The sequence below is a fragment of the Lysinibacillus sp. ACHW1.5 genome (assembly GCF_022014815.1).
In the GTDB taxonomy this organism is placed as follows: Bacteria; Bacillota; Bacilli; order Bacillales_A; family Planococcaceae; genus Lysinibacillus; species Lysinibacillus capsici.
This window is the reverse complement of record NZ_CP091777.1, coordinates 1,589,171-1,606,007: the sequence shown is the minus strand read 5'-3', so window position 1 is coordinate 1,606,007 and position 16,837 is coordinate 1,589,171. Positions and strand designations below refer to the sequence as shown.

The window sequence follows — 16,837 nt, the reverse complement described above, 5'->3', positions numbered from 1 at the left end:
AGGTTAAAATTGTGCCAACCGCCCATGAAACCTCTATCTAGTTACTCTCTTATTATACCATATTTTGGTCAAAAACAGCCACACTACCTGATTGCCTATAATCCTAAAAACAGTTGGGACAGACCCAACTGTTTTACTATATATTCACTACTTTTTTCGGTTTCATCTTTGCAAGTCGTAATAGATAAATAATAAAGACAACCCCTAGTAAGCCTGCACCTGACAAGTAGACTGAAGCATAGCCTGCCTGCACGGCTACCATTCCTAAAATATAAGAACCTAGTGCGATTCCAAGGTCAAACATCGTAAAATAGGTTGCTGTAGCATAGCCACTTCGCTGGATGGCTGTGGATTGAACGGCTAATGCTTGCAAGCTTGTCGTCACAGCACCATAGCCGAAACCTACAAAAATAGCAGCACTCAAAAATAATACGGGCCCCTCTACAAAAGCAAGCATAACGAGCCCGATGGCGAAGGAGATAATGCCGGGAATAATAACAAATTGTGGTCCCTTCGTATCATACAGTTTACCTGTGTACGGACGCGTAATTAACATGGATGCAGCAAACACCGCATAAAAAAGACTGGCCACAGCCATTAAATCCTTTTGCTGTGCATAGACCGATAAAAAGGATAAAACACTGGCATACGAAAAGGCTACTAAACTAGCAATCGCAGCAACAGGTAACGCTTTTCGCTCAAACAAATCATCAAATTTAAAGGTTAGTTTTCCTTCATGTGCAGGTTTCGGTAAATCATCAGTATTGACCGTTAACGCTAGAATTCCTCCTGCTAGAATACAGATACTCATAACGATGAACAATACGTTAAAGGTACTATATTGTATTAATAATAGTCCGATAAATGGACCAATAACGACAGCTAGATTTGTAGACATCGTGAAATAGCCAAGGCCTGCTCCTTTTCGTTTAGCTGGAACGATATCAGCTGCTAAAGATCCTGCAGCTGTTGTAATAATACTAAAGAAAATCCCTTGTATAAAACGTAGACCAAGTAAAAGGCCGAATGGATGAATAAATAAATATAAGACGGTACATATAAAATAGCCCCCGATTGAGAGGACTAACAGTTTTTTCTTACCAAATACATCCAACAGTTTTCCTGAAAACGGGCGTACAATGATAGCTGACAATAAAAAGCCAGACAACAGAAGCCCTGCCTCTTTATCTGTCTGATGTAGCTCCCCTATTGCATAAAGCGGCAAAGTCGTTACAAGTCCATAAAATACAAAAAAAACTGAGATATTCGTTAAAAATAGACTAATGAAACGCTTCGTCCATATTTGTGTATTCTCTTCTTGCTGCATGTCCATCAACCTTTCATTTTTTCCAATAGCTTCAGAAATTGCTCTTGTTCTTCAGCAGTTAAAGAACCTACCATTTCCTCCTCAAACGCTCGAATAGTCGCTGTAATGGCTGGTAGGCGCTCCTCTGCTTGTGTGGATAAAGTCACTATCTTTTCTCGTTTATCCTCACCATCTAATCGTTGTACCCAGCCCAATGCCTCAAGCCTTGTAATCGCCCTGGTGATACTTGGCGCTTCCACATTTAAATATTTCCAAATTTGCGTCAATGTCATCGGTCCATTTTTATGTAAGCAATATAAAATGGTCCACTGAGAACTATATAAATGATGCTGCTTCAGCACTTCATTTAAGCAATTAGTTAAATAGCGATTTTTTTGGAATAAAGCATGGAAAATTGGATTCATCACTATCTACCTCCTAAAATTATTTACCTAGCTAAATAAATACTATACGCTTCATTTTTTTCTTTGTAAAGGAAGTAATTTGGCAAGATGGCTTGACCAGCAGCAGGAAATTTTTTGCATGTGTCGAATAAAAGTTAATAAACTTTCAATGTAAAGGAGATGGAATCATGGGGAAAAAAGTTTTAATACTTGCAGGAGATGCAGTAGAGGCTTTAGAGATTTTTTATCCTTATTATCGTTGTCTTGAGGCAGGCTATGATGTCACAATCGCAGCACCGTCAGCTAAGAAATTACAAACTGTACTACACGATTTTGTAGATGGCGTCGATACATACATCGAGCGACCTGCCTATGGTTTAGAGGCACATGCTTCTTTTGCTGATGTTGATCCAACCCATTTTGATGGATTGATTATTCCTGGTGGTCGTGCGCCAGAATACATTCGTTTAAATGAGCATGTACCACCACTCGTATCTCACTTTTTTGAAACGAATAAACCGATTGCAGCCGTTTGCCACGCAGCACAAATTTTCGCAACGATTCCTGAAGTGCTAAAAGGACGTGAGCTGACAGCCTATATTGCTTGCAAGCCAGAGGTGCAAGTGGCTGGCGCTACTTATATTGATGCCAATCTTCATACAGATGGCAATTTAGTAAGTGGACATGCATGGCCTGATTTACCAGGCTTGATGCGTGCATTTATTCAAAAGCTTGAAGGTTAAATGAATGAGGATGCCTTTTCTGGGCATCCTTTTTTTCATGACGTGCTTTCTTGTAATTCAATTTTTTCTACCTTTTGTGTGGCACTTTGATAACTAATTCTTACATAGACACCAAATTCCTTATCGGGTTGCTTGAGCCAAAGCTTAAACTTTTCGATTGTTGACGCCCCATGTACTTCTTTACCCTCATGCAAATAATCGATAATTTTGGCTGAAGGATATTTTGCCTTTACCTCTTTGATGGCCAGTTGTCCCCATTTGGCATAGGCGGGTGTTTCTTGTTGTGCATTTGCGACCATTGCTGTTTGTATGAACACAGTAAGACAAACAAGCACAACCCCAAATAAATACAACTTCCTCACTCGAATCACTCCTTTAAAAAAATAAGCGCTCCAAAAAGCTTTGGAGCAGCTTGTCTTTATTGCTTTGGCTGTTGAGGATTATTATGAATGACCTGGTTAAACTCTGCTGAGTACTCCTCACGATCATTCTTTTTATGTGTATCTTCCTTCTTTTTCTTTTTAAAGCTTGTTTTTCTCTTTTTTGCCATGATTTGTACCTCCACTATTTCGTTTTATTGGACTGCTGGTTTTTATCATGATTCGTTTTATTGTTTTTATTTTTAGCTTTCGCATCAAATTCTGCTGCGAATTCTTCATTTAAGTTGTCATTCGGATTGTTATTATTGCTATTACTTCGATCAAGATCCTTGCTTTTGTATGTCCCAAAAGGATTATGTGTTCGCATATTCATGGTTTTACTGTTATTTCGATTATTACGTTTACCCACGTAACATCACCTCCTGTACATAATTTGTTCAAATAGAGGCGTTACTATGTAGATCAGTTTCTTCGCAAATTGTAAAAAAATGAACATGACTAATGTGCATTAGTCATGTTCATTATCCTTAGACAATTGTATATTCTGTAATGTTCAGCAATGCTCCAACAGCACCTGAAAAACCATGATCGTTAATAAAAACGGGTGTGTGCTTCTTTGTGCGTGTATAATTTGCAATCACACGGGCAAGATGAGCATTATTACTAAGAGTTGATCCAATATAAACAATATGCTGTGCCTTTTTTTCTTCCGCATATTGAATGCTAAGTGTTGTAATTACTTCGCCTACTAGACCCTGAACCGTCGCTATAATATCCTCTGCTGGATGTTTCATGGACCGTGTAATGCCCACTTTCCCAAAATTACTTGCAGTTAAATGACCATCAATAGGTGTATCCATTCCCTGATAAATGTCCTTAACTAATAAATCAATGCTCTCTCGATGACCATTGTCAGCCATTTCTCGTATCTCATTGTAATCTGTAATCCCTGTTGTAAGCGCTGACAATCCAATTAATGTCCCACCACCAACGCCTGTCCCGCCAACGCGAATATGGGTATTGCCCTCCATGTAATGAATGGAAGTGCCTGTCCCAATATTGGTAATCATGCTACGCTCAAAAAAGTAGCCTTCTTTATTTAATAAAAATCGGACACCCTTTAATGTTGCTTCAAATTCCACTATATAATGAATCGATTTCATTGTTTTAATGACATCAAGTAATTGCTCTGTACGTCCCCCCGTAACACCAATATCCTCAATATCTGGATGATCAATAATCCATTTTTTTACAGACTGTAAATCATTAGACGGAAAGGTTGTTAAAACAAGTTCATTGTGTTGATCTAAATATGCAACCTTTGTCAATGTGCCGCCTGCATCAATACCTATAGCCTTTGGCATACAATTCTCCTTTGTTTTTATTACGCAACTTTGTCATATTTGCAGTTTACGCGATGATTAAGGCAACTTTTAAAGTACATGCCCTCTTTGGTACGAAGGATTTTGCAAGGAGTTTTGTGTGCCAAAATCCTGACCAATTAATTTGTTTGTACAAAAGCAAAACGCTCCGTACAATCCCCCAAATTGTATAATGACATTTTCGCCCTTTCTAAACTTTAACGCTGTTGAAATGATTGTGCAATAACTTCGTAAACTTTCATGAAAAAATCATGGAAAATATCAAATTTTTTCTATTGGGTAGCTGAATGTTCTATTGCATATCTAAAGCTTTATCATCATTCTACTAAAAAAATAAAGCTTTGTTAAAGTATAATGCTGTTTTTGAAATTTAACGAAGATTTATATAGGCAGATTCCAGGAGAACGCTTACTAGTGCATGAAAGGAGGAGTTTAACTATGCACGATGCCTATCATATTGGGAAAATTGTATTCCTAAATAAAATGCAAGGCGTTTGGGATGGCTCGTGAAATAATGATGGGAGTGTCCAAATTGGACGTTCCACTATTTCACCTTAAAAAAATGCAAAAAAAAAGTGAAAATGCACTGCTTGAGCAGGCACTTTCACTTTCCTAAAACGATTAATTAGCGTGCTGAATAGCCACCATCAATGACAAGCTCAGCACCTGTAATGTAAGAAGCTTCATCAGATGCTAAAAATAAAATAGCATTCGCTACTTCTTCTGGTTGACCAAGGCGGCCCATTGGTGTTGTTCTTACTAACATATCCATTGCTTCTTTTGCTTCTGATAATTTAGCAGTCATTGGTGTTTCAATGACACCAGGGAATACTGTATTAACACGAACATTGAAAGCACCAAGCTCAGATGCCGCTGCACGAGCAATCGCACGTAAAGAGCCTTTAGAAGCTGTATAGGCATTAAAGCCTGCACCAATAATCGCTGTGTAAGAGGATGTATTAACGATAGAGCCTTTTCCAGCTTCTTTCATATAGTTAGAGACATGTTTAATGCCCAAGAAAGGTCCAAAAGCATTGATATTATGCATGATTGACCAATCCGCTTGTGTAATTTGATCTGGTCCTTTTTCGGATGATATACCAGCATTGTTAATTAAAATATCAATGCGACCATATTTCTCCACAATGGCTTTCGTCACTTCTGCCCAGTTTTCGTCAGAGGAAACATCTAATTTCATCCCCTCTACATGATCAAGCTCCGAAATTTTTGCTAGGTTATCTTCATTAATATCAGCTGCAATTACCGTAGCACCCTCTTGTGCAAACAATTTCGCCATTGCTGCACCCATACCAGATGCGCCACCAGTAATCATCGCAATTTTATTATCTAAACGTCCCATTTTTCTAAACTTCCTCTCTTCTGAAATGTGGTTTAACTTATACTTTCGTCCACAATGAAAGTATAGGTTTAAATAGTTTACTATTAAACTATATCACTTTTAGTAAACGTTTTCAAAGAATATCTCTCTAAATATGAACAATCTGTTTTATCTTTCCCTATTTTTACGATACGATATACTATAGATGTGGAACCATTTGAACGGAGGAATACAAGTGAACGAGCAAAAAAGACTTTACAAAGAAGCGATGCAGGTTTTGAAAGATACAAGCCGCACGTTTTATATACCTATTACATTTTTAAAAAATGATTTAAAGATATCAGTAGCTGCAGCCTATTTAGCAATGCGTGCCATTGATGAAATTGAAGACCATGAAGAACTTTCTAATGATGTAAAATTTGATTTACTGTCAGCTACGAGTGAATTACTAAAGGACAATTTCAATAACGAAGCCTATCAGTCATTACTTGCACCTTATGCAGAGCTATTACCTGAAGTATCCCTTCGTTTAGCAGATTGGCTGACATTTTGCCCTGAGGAATCCAGAAAAATTGTACAGGCTTCCACAAGTGAAATGGCTTTTGGGATGGCAAAATGGGCAAAGGCGAATTGGCAGGTCCGCACACGTGAGGATTTAGACGATTATACATACTACGTGGCTGGGCTTGTAGGGACGATGCTGTCTGAGCTTTGGGCATGGGGTGCAGGCGTTCAAACGGATCGCGAGCTAGCAATAGGCTATGGCCGTGGATTGCAGGCTGTCAACATTTTACGTAATCAGCATGAGGATTTAGATGAACGTGGTGTAAGTTTCGTACCAGAGGGATGGACACGCGAGGATTTATTTGCGTATGCAGAAGAAAATTTAGCCAAAGCAGATTTATATATGAAGGATATCAACAAACGTACTATTCTGCTGTTCTGTCGCCTACCACTTGCCTTAGCCCACAAAACACTAAAGGCAATGCAAGAAGGGCGAGAAAAAATGACTCGTGCCGAGGTAGAGCAAACTGTTGAAGAGGTACAGGCAGACTAACATCAAAAGCCCCAGTAAACGATTACTGGGGCTTATCTTATTTATATCGCATCAATAAATCTTACAATTAATTCATAGCTCAAATAGATGGATAGCATCGATAACAACATCAGTACGACACCTTCTACCTTGCTACCAGTTTTCGTTGTCAGCGGAAAACGAATGGAGACAGTCGCAGGGAAAAATAGTTTAACCCCTTTTTTTGTACACATATCAAGTATGATATGACTAGCCATCCCGATAATTATTCCAATAGATATCGCTCGATAAGGAATCAACATATGTAATAACACCATCATGCTTATTAAAAACAACAAACTATGTGTAAAGGAACGATGTCCAAATACTGTATTTACTAGCTTCGCGATGAGGGGAAATGTTCGACCTATTTTACTACCTCTATGACAAATATCTGGAAGTAACGCACCAATAACCCCTGCACCAACTAAGACAAGTGGGTTATCATTTGAAAACTGTGCAAAGGCAAGACTTGCTGTAATGCCCCCTACGATATGGGTATTCCCTTGCATAAATTACTTCCACTCCTTTTCTCTTATTTTTCCTTCTTAATGTAACATAATTCGACACAAAAGGGAACGTACATTCCGAACGTACGCTCGAAACTTTTTTCCTATCTGATTGTATAGCTAGTTAAATTATGGATAAACATAGGGATGGAGGTTAAATATGAGAGCCTATAAAGGAATACTTTTTATTTTCATCATTTTGTGTGGTAGTGCTTTGCTTTGGTATTTTAGCAAACCCATGGCACCGATCCATCCGTTAAACACACTAAGTCATGTCATTGGAGGCTTAGCCATAACTTGTTTATTTCTTGTATTCTTATTAGCTACAAGAATAAAAAAGTTGGAGCGTTGGTTTAGTGGTCTAGCGCATGTCTATTTTTATCATAAATTACTAGCAATCCTTTCACTTGTATTGATTCTTATTCACGGGCAATTACAAAAAATGATTCCTGATGAAGAGCTAACACAACAAACACCACTCAACGAATTCGCAAAAGATCTTGGCGAGCTTGCTCAATACGGCTTTATCTTCCTAATCATTCTTGCCTTTATTGCAAAATTCCTGAAGTACGAGCATTGGCGCTGGCTTCATCGATTATTACTTGTGCCCTATACACTGGGTATTTATCATGCTTATTTTTCTAGCCACTATGATTTATTACAACCCTCAGCTTTAGGGATTTTTACAGCATTAACAACTACGATTGGATTTATGTCAGCCCTTTATATGCTGACAATGTATCAGGATATGTTCTTTCCCTATAAAGGTCAGATTTCATCCATTCAAAGGCTGACTCCTGAGATATTGGAAATTAAGTTGAAGCTTACAAAACAGCTGGATTATCGACCAGGACAATTTCTCTTTCTGAAAGTCTTTCAAGAGGGTATCGAAAAAGCACCGCATCCCTTCTCTATTTCTGGAGGGTGTGGACAACAAATCAATCTTACAATGAAAGCTATTGGAGATCATACCAAACAGGTCTACAACCTTATTCAGGTTCATACAGAGGTTGCTGTAGATGGCCCCTATGGTCATTTTGACTTCGGCAACGGGAATGCACAGCAGCTATGGATTGCAGGTGGTATGGGCATCACCCCATTTCTTGCCTATTTACACACGCAGCCTGATAAGAAAATTGACTTATATTATTCTTTTCACGGGCAAGACAATGTCATCTACAAAGATTTTTTAGAGGATTATGCACAAGCAAATGACCATTTTACTGTCACATTTATTGATACAACACAGCGCAATAGACTCTCTGTTAATGAGTTATCCGTTTCTCCACAAACTAGTATTTATATATGTGGACCAGAAAAAATGATCAAGCATTTCAAATCGGCTGCACCTAAGAAAAATGTAAAATGGGAAGCTTTTTCATTTAGATCTTAAAAAGGTGTACACCTAAATCTAGATGTACACCTTAGCACTAAATCGTGAATTTAGTTGCTTCTTCTTGCAGATTTTGAGCAAGTTGCGCTAATTGCTCTGAGGCTACAGACATCTCATTCATTGTCGATGCCTGCTCCTCCGTGATGGCCGATACATTTAATGTATGATCATTTGTTGCAAGTGCCTGTTTGCTAATTGCCTGTACTTTTTCGGTTACTGCCTGCAACTTTTCAAAAGCATCAGATGTCGTTTTGCTTGTCTTTTGCATGGTGTTTTGGAGACCTTCAGTTGCACTGGCAATTGTATCGAAGGTCATGCCTGCTTGTTGAACAGAGCCAATGCCTTGATGAGCTATTTTTCGACTTTGCTCCATCATCTCTACTGCATCATTCATTTGTTCCTGAATCGTCTGCACAACCTTTGCAATATCTAACGAAGCACGGCTAGTTTGTTCAGCTAGTGCTTTCACCTCTCCTGCAACAACGGCAAAGCCTTTCCCTGCTTCCCCTGCTCGTGCTGCCTCAATGGCAGCATTAAGAGATAGTAAATTAGTTTGGTCGGTAATAGCCGAAATGAGCTGACTCATCTGCTCGATTTGAATCGAATGCTCCTTCAAGCCATTCACCAGATTGGCACTACTGTCAACCTGTGCATGTAGGTGGACAATATCATTTACGAAACCATGTATTTTTTGTGATCCGCCAGTAGCGAGTTCAGAGGTTTTTTGTGATTGTTGGACTGCTTCATGTAAATCGTCCATGGCGGTCTTCATATTCCCACCTAGTTGTGTTGTTACACCCTCTAACGCCCCACTCACCTGTTGTTGTGAACTCGTATTTTCTGCCACCTCTTGCATAGAAATCGCAACTTCTGTGACAGTTTTATTGACCTCTTGCACACTTGCCGTTAATTCCTCTGCAGTAGAAGCAACTGTGTCAGTTTCAGCTACAATGCGGTGCATCATCGAACCTAATGCTTCCACAGAGTCATTATAATATTGCGCCATTTCACCAAATTCATCCTTTGTATGAATGGCCATTTGTTGCGTTAAATCACCCGTAGCAAGATAGCCTAAATGAGTATTCATCGTTTTCACTTCCCCACGGATATAACGAGCAAGGAAATAAATACTAATTGCGATAAGTAAAATTAGAACGACACTCATCACGATTTGCTGTTGAAGCATGGCCTGTATTTCGCCATAAAGCTCCGTTGTCGGAACCAGTAACACTAACTTCCATGGCATATCTTGTATTTGCATAAATTGTAAGGTAAAATCACTACCCTGACTGCTTGTATGTATTAACTTTTTTTGATCAGAAATCTGCTCCACAGGCATGTTCAACAACTGCTGGATCGTTTCTTTATTCACTTTATTTACATCAGGGTGCGTTAAAATTTTGCCACTATCATCAATTATAAATGCATAACCACTCTCTCGAATTTTCACGTCAGAAACAATGGATTGAATTGAATCTAATACATAATCCCCTGTAATAATGCCAATGGGCTTAGAATCTTTGACAATTTGTGTACCAAATGAGATAAACATTTCCCCCAGAGCTTCATCAAAATAAGGTGCAGTATGAACTACCTTATTAGATTGGATACTATTGCGATACCATTCTTGCTCGTGAAAATGATAGGCAGGATCTTCATAAGCATCCGTAGAGACAATTTTTTCTTCTTCCTTATAGGCATAAGGCCCGAAAATTTCTCCCTTTGCCACACCCTCCTCTAGCCATAATCCCATACCATACGTTTCCTTATTGAAAGGCAATAGCTGCTGTACGTAGCGAATAAATTGCTCTCTGGTCATCATACTGTCAGCCGATTCTATTGTTGTCTTTGCACTATTTATGAGCTGAATGTGTGCATGCAATTTGCCCTCAACGGAACCTGCAACATCATCCGCGAGTATAGACATTTCATTTTCAATAGAGCTTTCAAGTTCATTGGATACGTTCAAATAGTTAAGGAAGGTCATACCACCTAAAAAAACAGTGATGACAGGAATAAGCATTGCGATTTTTGCCATAATATTTAAATTTCCTAATAGCTTTTTCATTCACCTTCACTCCATATCTATTATTATTGCTCTATTCCATCTCTAGTATAAATGGATTATACCTACAAAAATATGTTTTTTTTGTAACTTTTAAATCCTATATTCGAGACTCTTTAATTCGAGCAATTTACTTGGAAAATGAATTCATTTATCGTATAGTAAAAAACGCATCATACCAAGAAGGAGACAAAATAATGACAGTGACAAAAAGTTCTTTAACTAAAGTTATGCACGAGCGTAAATCCGTTCGTAAATACGATGAAAACTTTAAAATCCCGCAGCAACAATTAGAAGAATTACTTGTAGAAGCGACGTCTGCTCCATCGTCTAGTAACCTACAGCCTTGGCGCTTTTTAGTAATTCAGGATGAAGCGGTCAAAAAAGAGCTACGTGCTATTGCCAATAACCAAGAACAAGTAGAAACTTCCTCAGCAATTATTGCCGTTTTAGGTGATACAAAGATGTACGAAAATGCCGAGGCTATCTATACAAAGAACTTCAATCTTGGCTATATCAATGAGGCAACAAAAGATTTAATGATTAACAACTCAATCAATCTATATTCTCAACTTCCCCAAGAAGTGTTAAAAAATATCGTTACATTTGATGCTGGTCTAATTTCCATGCAAATCATGCTACTAGCTAAAGACATGGGCTATGATACAGTGCCAATGGGTGGATTTAATAAAGAAGCCTTTGCTCAACGCTTTGAATTAGCTGACCATATCGTCCCAGTTATTTTAATTGCCATTGGTAAGGCAGCCGCACCTGCTTACAATTCTTCCCGCATTGAACTTGAGCACATCGCCAAATTCATTTAATACACGTGAAAATAGTCATCTTACAATGTAGTTAAGATGGCTATTTTTATTTTTTGTGGCATTTCTTGTGCATCTACCATCATAGGATAGTAATGTTTTTGTACGTAATTTTTGAAATTAATAAAACGGAAAATGATTCTCAAAAACTAGCATAATAATGTTTCCAAGGATATTTTTTGCATTTTTATCATAAGGCACTCAAAAAATCATCATTAAAGCCTTAAATAATCCACTTCATTCTAGTACATTTGTGCGATTTTTACTAAATATTACATCTAAATTGTTGTAGCTTTAACATTTGAGGATTGTTATGATTAGGAGGTATTTTCATATGAAGGGAGGTTTTTCTGATGAATTATGACTATAATGATTCTTATTATTACTCAGATTTAGATGCAGCCATGGGTGGTTTATTTTTTATCTTTATACTAGCCGCTCTTGCTATTGGTTTAATTGCCTACATTATTAGTGCACTTATTTATTTTATGACATCTAAAACAAATGGTTTTGGAGATGTAGCCTATATTGCTTGGATTCCCATTATTAATGTATATAGTCTCTTCCTGCTGACAGCTGGTGGGGATACTCGAGAAACAATACGTGCAACAGCTTTAAAAAATACCCTTATTTATGCAGGCTTGATCATTGTTTCGTTTATTCCATTTATCGGTATTCTGGCTTCTTTAGGAGCGGCAGGCTTTACACTGTATTTCACGTATCGCCTATTCTACCGCTGGTGTGGCGAAACAGGTAAGGCAGTATTATACACAATCTTAATGGTAATAACAGGTGGATTGTTCTTTGCCATCTACGGCTTAATGCGTATGAACAGACCTTTCGTTGCTTAATTGTTTAAAACCTCTTTATGCCCTTAGGCTAAAGAGGTTTTTTACGTAATTTCACAGAGTAATGGTGCATGGATTTAGGAATTCCCTTTAATTCAAAAACCCCGCTATATATTAAATAGCGAATTCTATATTCTAAAAAGAAGATATTTGGTGGGGCATCCATTCTTGTTAATAGCTCTGAGATGAATTCACCTGTTTGTATAAAATCAGTACCCCCTTGCTCCTTATGAAGTTGTTCAATCGTTGACATAATCAAATTATCATAATAATTCTCTTGGACTGCTTGAATTTGTCGATGTAGCCATAGTCGACAAACATCCTTTGTCTGTGCTAAACTTTCCCACTGTTGCTGAAAAATTAGACGCTCCTTTGCGGACATTCGCTTTATATCATACATTTCCATGTTCCATTGATGGTTGATAGCCCGCTGTTCACCTGTGTTGATAAGAACAACTTCATTGGTTTTATTACGTAATAAATAGAGTAGGAATCTAAGACCACACTGTTCTTCTGCATTGTACCCACACCAAATGTAAATCAGCAGGTTGCTTGGAATATCCTGTATCTCTCTGATTGTGTTCATTAATTTATTTCGATTTATAAAATCATCCATTCCATCATTAATATTTTCTCTTAGCCACTCATCACGGAATGCCTGTCCTCTTTTTTCATCGAGTTTCCACAATGGTCCAATCGACAAATCCTCTGGAAACCCGATCACATATTTCGGTGGAGCAAGTGTCGCTCGTAAGGAGCCTGCTGCAGATTCCGAGCAAACAATATGTACTATTTGTGCTGAAGTAGTGGTTATGACCTGTTGAATATAATCATTAATAATTTCTACCAACTGATAGAGCTCTTCCTGCCCCATAAAGAAAGACCATCCCTGCTGAGGTGTGCTTTGTTCATGATGAAATGCTGTAAAAGATTCAGATGGCTCAAGCTCATACCCCTGCCATTCCCCCTCTCTCATCACCTCTGCTATTGTGATATACTCTAACGCTTGAATTCTATATACTAGCACCTGGTTTGTGTCGTAGAAGAAATAGATAAATGGATAATGCATGGATGTTTCCATTCGCACTGCCTCCTTTTTAAAAATTGTACCACAATGACAATCTCTTCCATCATTTTTCAAAAAAGTAGTTAGCTAGCACCATAAATATGCTATTATTATAGTTAGAAAATTTTGAATTTCTAGCAAAGGGGATAAATGAATATGTATGAAAATATTTTAAGACATCCAGGGCCAACACCGATTCCAAAAAAGGTACAACTTGCGATGAATCAGGATATTTTTAGTCATCGTAGTCAGGAATTTGTAGAATTATACCGAGAAACAATTGAATTAGTAAAGCCTGTTTTCGGTACGACACAGGACATCTTACTTTTACCTTCGGGTGGGACAGCCGCGCTTGAGGCTGCAGCTGTTAATACTGTATCTGCTGGTGAAGAGGTTGTCGTCATCACAGTTGGAGCTTTTGGCGACTATTTCGTTTCAATCTGTGAGCAATATGGCTTCCATGTACATAAGCTCGAAAAAGAATGGGGACAGGCTTGTACAGCCGAAGAGCTTCGAGCATTTTTACAGCCATTACAAACTATTAAAGCCGTTTTTGTGACGTACAATGAAACATCCACAGGTATTTTAAACCCTGTTGCTGAACTAGCCCAGGTGATCCGTGAAGAAACAGATGCCCTCGTTATCGTTGATGGTGTAAGCTGTATTGGTGGCGCTCCTGCTGAAATGGATGCTTGGGGCATTGATATTCTGGTGACAGGCTCTCAAAAAGCCATGATGCTCCCACCTGGACTCTCTCTTATCAGCGTAAGCGAAAGAGCTTGGGAAGTCATTGAAGAAAATCAAACACCTGCTTATTACTTAAATCTTCAAAGCTATCGTAGCTGGGCGGAAAAGGGCATGACTCCTAATACACCTGCTATTACACTGATTTATGGACTGCATGAGGTGTGTAAGTTAATCGAACAGGAAGGTGGCTTTACGCAAACAGTTGCCCGCCATGACCTCATGAAAAACATGGTGCGAAATGCAATGAAAGCATTACACATGGAGCTATTAACTGAAGATCAATACGCTTCTCCAACTATTACAGCAATTAAAACACCTCAAGGAATTGATCTTGGTGAATTTTTGACGCACCTTAAGCAACACTATCATTTAGATTTCGCAGGCGGTCTAGGTCATCTACAGGGTAAAATTTTTAGATTCGGTCATATGGGCTATTGTTTCCCAAGTGACATTTTACAAGCCGTTTCCCTACTTGAGGCTGCCCTACAAGACTTCTCCTATGATTTCGAACCAGGAGCAGGCATCCTTGCCGCACAAGAAGTATACTTAGCCGCACAACGTAAAGCACTACAACGTTAAACAGCAAAAACAGGTGGAGAAAAATGACTCCACCTGTTTTTTAATTTGTTCTACTAAACTTGAAGTTGCGTTTGATCGTTTGTGGATGCAATCTGTGCGGGTTTCTTCACTTTGTTAGCGCTTTAAACTCCTGGTTGAGCGGGTCCACACATTTTACGAGCGCTTTGGACTCCTATTGGAGCGGGGCATCTCACTATTCGAATGCCTTCCCCCATGCTTGAACGGGAAATAACTAATAGAGGTCAAGCTTCCATCCAAACATAGCTCACATCATCTTTAATTAAATTCCTTGACCTTTGCTAAATAAGCAGCTCGCATTGTAGGTGGGACCATACTACCGCCAGTTGCCCATACAAGATGTGTGGCTTGTGGTAGATGGTTTACTAATGCGTTCTTTTCTAGATAGGATTGACCTTGTTGTAATAAACGAATGGCTCCATACATTCCTGCGTGTGCAGATGGCTCTAAAAATAAACCTTCACTTTCCATCGCTAATCCTAGAGATGTAAACAGCTCTTCATCTGATACTGTATAGCAACCACTTATATACGTCTCCATCACTTTTCCTACAAATTTGGAGGCGCGACCAACGGCTAACCCATCCGCTTCTGTTCGATTGTCAAGACCAATATCTTCTACACTAATTGCGTCATGTAAGCCTGTCATCAGCCCGATCGTCATACAAGGAGAAGCGACAGGTTCTGCAAAGAAAATATGCACATGCTCACCGTAAATTTCTTTTAATCCATAGGCAACACCACCGGGTCCTCCACCTACGCCACATGGTAAATAGACGAACAATGGATGTGCTTCATCCACTAAAATATTCGTCCTTTCTAGCTGTTCCTTCAAACGCTTGGCAGCTACGGCATAGCCAGCAAATAAATCCTTTGAATTTTCATCATCAATAAAATGACATTTTGGATCTTGCTCAGCTTCCTGTCTCCCCTGCTCAACAGCTACACTGTAATCAGCCTCATATTCAATCACTGTCGCACCCTTTTCACGCAGTAAGGCTTTTTTCCACTCCTTTGCATCACTCGACATATGTACAACGACATTAAAGCCGAGCTTCTTGCCCATAATGCCGATACTTAATCCTAAATTCCCCGTAGAGCCTACTGCAATCGTATATTGTTGGAAGAGCGACTGAAATTCCTCTGTTGCTAAAATTGCATAATCATCCACTTCTTTAAGTCTTCCACTTGCCAAAGCTAGTCTTTCTGCATGTTTTAATACCTCATAAATTCCTCCACGTGCTTTGATCGAGCCAGAGATCGGTAATGCATGATCACATTTTAAAAGCAATTGGCCAGGAATCGCCACACCATATGCTTGTTCAATAGCACTTTTCATTGCAGGAATTTCCTTGATCGTTGATTCAATTAAACCATCACTTTCTAGAAGCTCTGGAAATGCTACTTTTAAATAAGAAGAGAAACGTTGTAATGTTGCTTCTGCATCATCCACTTCAGCCATAGTAAAGAGCGTTGTTTCAGGATTTTTCATCCAATTTGTATTTTCCCACAATACAGTAACCTTTTTTGCTAGTTCGTTCAACTGCGGATATTGTTCGAATAGTTCGTGTTTATGTTCATTTTTCACCTGTAGATTCCTCCAGTTTATAGGCTAAAATCGCTCGTTCACAAATTTGTCGAAATTTCATTTCAAACGAAATATTGTTTTCTTGTGTTCTTTTTTTAGGTCCCTTTGTTCGCCCACCTGCCCTTCTAATTTTTTGACCAACATGCCGCATATCGAGCAAACGTTCGATGTTTTCATTAGACATTTCTCGTCCATTTTGATCAATCGGATACCCCCCTCGCGCTAAAACCATGGCTGCTAATCCATAATCCTGTGTAATAACAATATCGTGTTTTGAAAGCGCGTTCACTAGCGTAAAATCAACCGAATCTGGACCTTTAGGTACAATAATTGTTATTACATTATTACGTTCAACACGATGCGATGTATCGCAAAACAAGATAGTTTCTATCTCAAACTCAGATGATATAGATAGCGCTAAATCCACTACTGGACAGGCATCAGCGTCTATAAGAACCTTCACAATAAAGCATCATTCCTTTCTCGTAATTAGATGAATCACTTAGAACTAAATTATTTCAATATAATTTTAAAACAACCTCTCTTGCTCAATTTTTCACAAACTTTAAAAGTAT

At 38.6% G+C, this 16,837-nt stretch carries 18 protein-coding genes; 6 read left to right on the top strand and 12 right to left on the bottom strand.

Translation table 11 applies throughout. The features are described 5' to 3' along the window. Window positions 1-136: 136 nt before the first annotated feature. On the bottom strand, window positions 137-1,327 hold the full coding sequence (locus tag L6W14_RS07590; RefSeq protein WP_371824164.1) for an MFS transporter: 1,191 nt from the start codon (window positions 1,325-1,327) through the stop codon (window positions 137-139). Between the two features lie 5 nt (window positions 1,328-1,332). After that, window positions 1,333-1,731 (bottom strand): MarR family winged helix-turn-helix transcriptional regulator, encoded by a 399-nt coding sequence (locus L6W14_RS07585; RefSeq protein WP_004269373.1) that lies wholly within the window; start codon window positions 1,729-1,731, stop codon window positions 1,333-1,335. 167 nt (window positions 1,732-1,898) lie between these two features. On the opposite strand from L6W14_RS07585, the gene L6W14_RS07580 reads away from it, so the two are divergent. Beyond that, window positions 1,899-2,453, top strand: a complete 555-nt coding sequence (locus L6W14_RS07580) for a DJ-1/PfpI family protein (RefSeq protein WP_131519762.1) — start codon at window positions 1,899-1,901, stop codon at window positions 2,451-2,453. Between the two features lie 35 nt (window positions 2,454-2,488). Here the strand turns inward: L6W14_RS07580 and L6W14_RS07575 are convergent, their stop codons facing one another. The 5 genes from L6W14_RS07575 to L6W14_RS07560 all read right to left on the bottom strand — a co-directional run bounded on the left by L6W14_RS07575 (window position 2,489) and on the right by L6W14_RS07560 (window position 5,575). After that, the gene (locus L6W14_RS07575; RefSeq protein ID WP_131519761.1) at window positions 2,489-2,815 is read right to left on the bottom strand and encodes a DUF3889 domain-containing protein; all 327 of its coding nucleotides are present in this window, start codon (window positions 2,813-2,815) and stop codon (window positions 2,489-2,491) included. 56 nt (window positions 2,816-2,871) lie between these two features. Beyond that, a complete protein-coding gene (locus tag L6W14_RS23020) occupies window positions 2,872-3,003 on the bottom strand; it encodes a hypothetical protein (protein ID WP_004269370.1) in 132 nt (43 codons plus the stop codon). A 14-nt stretch (window positions 3,004-3,017) separates the two neighbouring features. Then, entirely contained in the window at window positions 3,018-3,242 is a 225-nt protein-coding gene (locus tag L6W14_RS07570) for a hypothetical protein (protein WP_004269369.1), read from the bottom strand. 118 nt (window positions 3,243-3,360) lie between these two features. After that, complete coding sequence (gene coaW / locus L6W14_RS07565) at window positions 3,361-4,197, bottom strand: type II pantothenate kinase (RefSeq protein WP_131519759.1); 837 nt, start codon at window positions 4,195-4,197, stop codon at window positions 3,361-3,363. A gap of 643 nt (window positions 4,198-4,840) precedes the next feature. Continuing rightward, a complete protein-coding gene (locus L6W14_RS07560) occupies window positions 4,841-5,575 on the bottom strand; it encodes an SDR family NAD(P)-dependent oxidoreductase (protein WP_131519758.1) in 735 nt (244 codons plus the stop codon). A gap of 214 nt (window positions 5,576-5,789) precedes the next feature. Here L6W14_RS07560 and L6W14_RS07555 point away from each other — a divergent pair, with 214 nt between their 5' ends. Further along, entirely contained in the window at window positions 5,790-6,611 is an 822-nt protein-coding gene (locus L6W14_RS07555) for a squalene/phytoene synthase family protein (RefSeq protein WP_082148098.1), read from the top strand. A 41-nt stretch (window positions 6,612-6,652) separates the two neighbouring features. On the opposite strand, the gene L6W14_RS07550 is transcribed toward L6W14_RS07555, so the two are convergent. Then, window positions 6,653-7,141, bottom strand: coding sequence for a metal-dependent hydrolase (locus L6W14_RS07550; RefSeq protein WP_131519757.1), 489 nt, complete (start codon window positions 7,139-7,141; stop codon window positions 6,653-6,655). A 157-nt stretch (window positions 7,142-7,298) separates the two neighbouring features. Here L6W14_RS07550 and L6W14_RS07545 point away from each other — a divergent pair, with 157 nt between their 5' ends. Continuing rightward, a complete protein-coding gene (locus L6W14_RS07545) occupies window positions 7,299-8,531 on the top strand; it encodes a ferredoxin reductase family protein (RefSeq protein WP_237900195.1) in 1,233 nt (410 codons plus the stop codon). Between the two features lie 37 nt (window positions 8,532-8,568). Here L6W14_RS07545 and L6W14_RS07540 read toward each other — a convergent pair whose 3' ends face one another. Next, window positions 8,569-10,599, bottom strand: a complete 2,031-nt coding sequence (locus tag L6W14_RS07540) for a methyl-accepting chemotaxis protein (RefSeq protein WP_237900193.1) — start codon at window positions 10,597-10,599, stop codon at window positions 8,569-8,571. A 194-nt stretch (window positions 10,600-10,793) separates the two neighbouring features. On the opposite strand from L6W14_RS07540, the gene L6W14_RS07535 reads away from it, so the two are divergent. Continuing rightward, window positions 10,794-11,420, top strand: coding sequence for a nitroreductase family protein (locus L6W14_RS07535; RefSeq protein WP_237900190.1), 627 nt, complete (start codon window positions 10,794-10,796; stop codon window positions 11,418-11,420). Window positions 11,421-11,770: 350 nt separating this feature from the next. Next, window positions 11,771-12,268, top strand: coding sequence for a hypothetical protein (locus tag L6W14_RS07530; protein WP_004269361.1), 498 nt, complete (start codon window positions 11,771-11,773; stop codon window positions 12,266-12,268). Between the two features lie 28 nt (window positions 12,269-12,296). On the opposite strand, the gene L6W14_RS07525 is transcribed toward L6W14_RS07530, so the two are convergent. Continuing rightward, window positions 12,297-13,346: a DUF1835 domain-containing protein gene (locus L6W14_RS07525; RefSeq protein ID WP_131519753.1), complete on the bottom strand. Its 1,050-nt coding sequence runs from the start codon at window positions 13,344-13,346 to the stop codon at window positions 12,297-12,299. A 141-nt stretch (window positions 13,347-13,487) separates the two neighbouring features. Here L6W14_RS07525 and L6W14_RS07520 point away from each other — a divergent pair, with 141 nt between their 5' ends. Further along, complete coding sequence (locus tag L6W14_RS07520) at window positions 13,488-14,657, top strand: pyridoxal-phosphate-dependent aminotransferase family protein (RefSeq protein WP_131519752.1); 1,170 nt, start codon at window positions 13,488-13,490, stop codon at window positions 14,655-14,657. A gap of 276 nt (window positions 14,658-14,933) precedes the next feature. Here the strand turns inward: L6W14_RS07520 and L6W14_RS07515 are convergent, their stop codons facing one another. Together L6W14_RS07515 and L6W14_RS07510 are read right to left on the bottom strand one after the other, a co-directional pair. Beyond that, entirely contained in the window at window positions 14,934-16,262 is a 1,329-nt protein-coding gene (locus L6W14_RS07515; RefSeq protein WP_237900188.1) for a D-serine ammonia-lyase, read from the bottom strand. Further along, complete coding sequence (locus L6W14_RS07510; protein ID WP_237900186.1) at window positions 16,252-16,725, bottom strand: YaiI/YqxD family protein; 474 nt, start codon at window positions 16,723-16,725, stop codon at window positions 16,252-16,254. The genes L6W14_RS07515 and L6W14_RS07510 overlap by 11 nt, the downstream gene beginning before the upstream one ends. Window positions 16,726-16,837 lie beyond the last annotated feature (112 nt).

Excerpts from the sequence above, each read along its gene's own strand:
- L6W14_RS07535 (WP_237900190.1), top strand. The coding sequence starts at position 10,794 with ATGACAGTGACAAAAAGTTCTTTAACTAAAGTTATGCACGAGCGTAAA.
- L6W14_RS07540 (WP_237900193.1), bottom strand. The coding sequence starts at position 10,599 with ATGAAAAAGCTATTAGGAAATTTAAATATTATGGCAAAAATCGCAATG.
- L6W14_RS07590 (WP_371824164.1), bottom strand. The coding sequence starts at position 1,327 with ATGCAGCAAGAAGAGAATACACAAATATGGACGAAGCGTTTCATTAGT.
- L6W14_RS07530 (WP_004269361.1), top strand. The coding sequence starts at position 11,771 with ATGAATTATGACTATAATGATTCTTATTATTACTCAGATTTAGATGCA.
- L6W14_RS07545 (WP_237900195.1), top strand. The coding sequence starts at position 7,299 with ATGAGAGCCTATAAAGGAATACTTTTTATTTTCATCATTTTGTGTGGT.
- L6W14_RS07550 (WP_131519757.1), bottom strand. The coding sequence starts at position 7,141 with ATGCAAGGGAATACCCATATCGTAGGGGGCATTACAGCAAGTCTTGCC.
- L6W14_RS23020 (WP_004269370.1), bottom strand. The coding sequence starts at position 3,003 with ATGGCAAAAAAGAGAAAAACAAGCTTTAAAAAGAAAAAGAAGGAAGAT.
- L6W14_RS07585 (WP_004269373.1), bottom strand. The coding sequence starts at position 1,731 with ATGAATCCAATTTTCCATGCTTTATTCCAAAAAAATCGCTATTTAACT.
- coaW (WP_131519759.1), bottom strand. The coding sequence starts at position 4,197 with ATGCCAAAGGCTATAGGTATTGATGCAGGCGGCACATTGACAAAGGTT.
- L6W14_RS07580 (WP_131519762.1), top strand. The coding sequence starts at position 1,899 with ATGGGGAAAAAAGTTTTAATACTTGCAGGAGATGCAGTAGAGGCTTTA.
- L6W14_RS07520 (WP_131519752.1), top strand. The coding sequence starts at position 13,488 with ATGTATGAAAATATTTTAAGACATCCAGGGCCAACACCGATTCCAAAA.
- L6W14_RS07525 (WP_131519753.1), bottom strand. The coding sequence starts at position 13,346 with ATGGAAACATCCATGCATTATCCATTTATCTATTTCTTCTACGACACA.
- L6W14_RS07560 (WP_131519758.1), bottom strand. The coding sequence starts at position 5,575 with ATGGGACGTTTAGATAATAAAATTGCGATGATTACTGGTGGCGCATCT.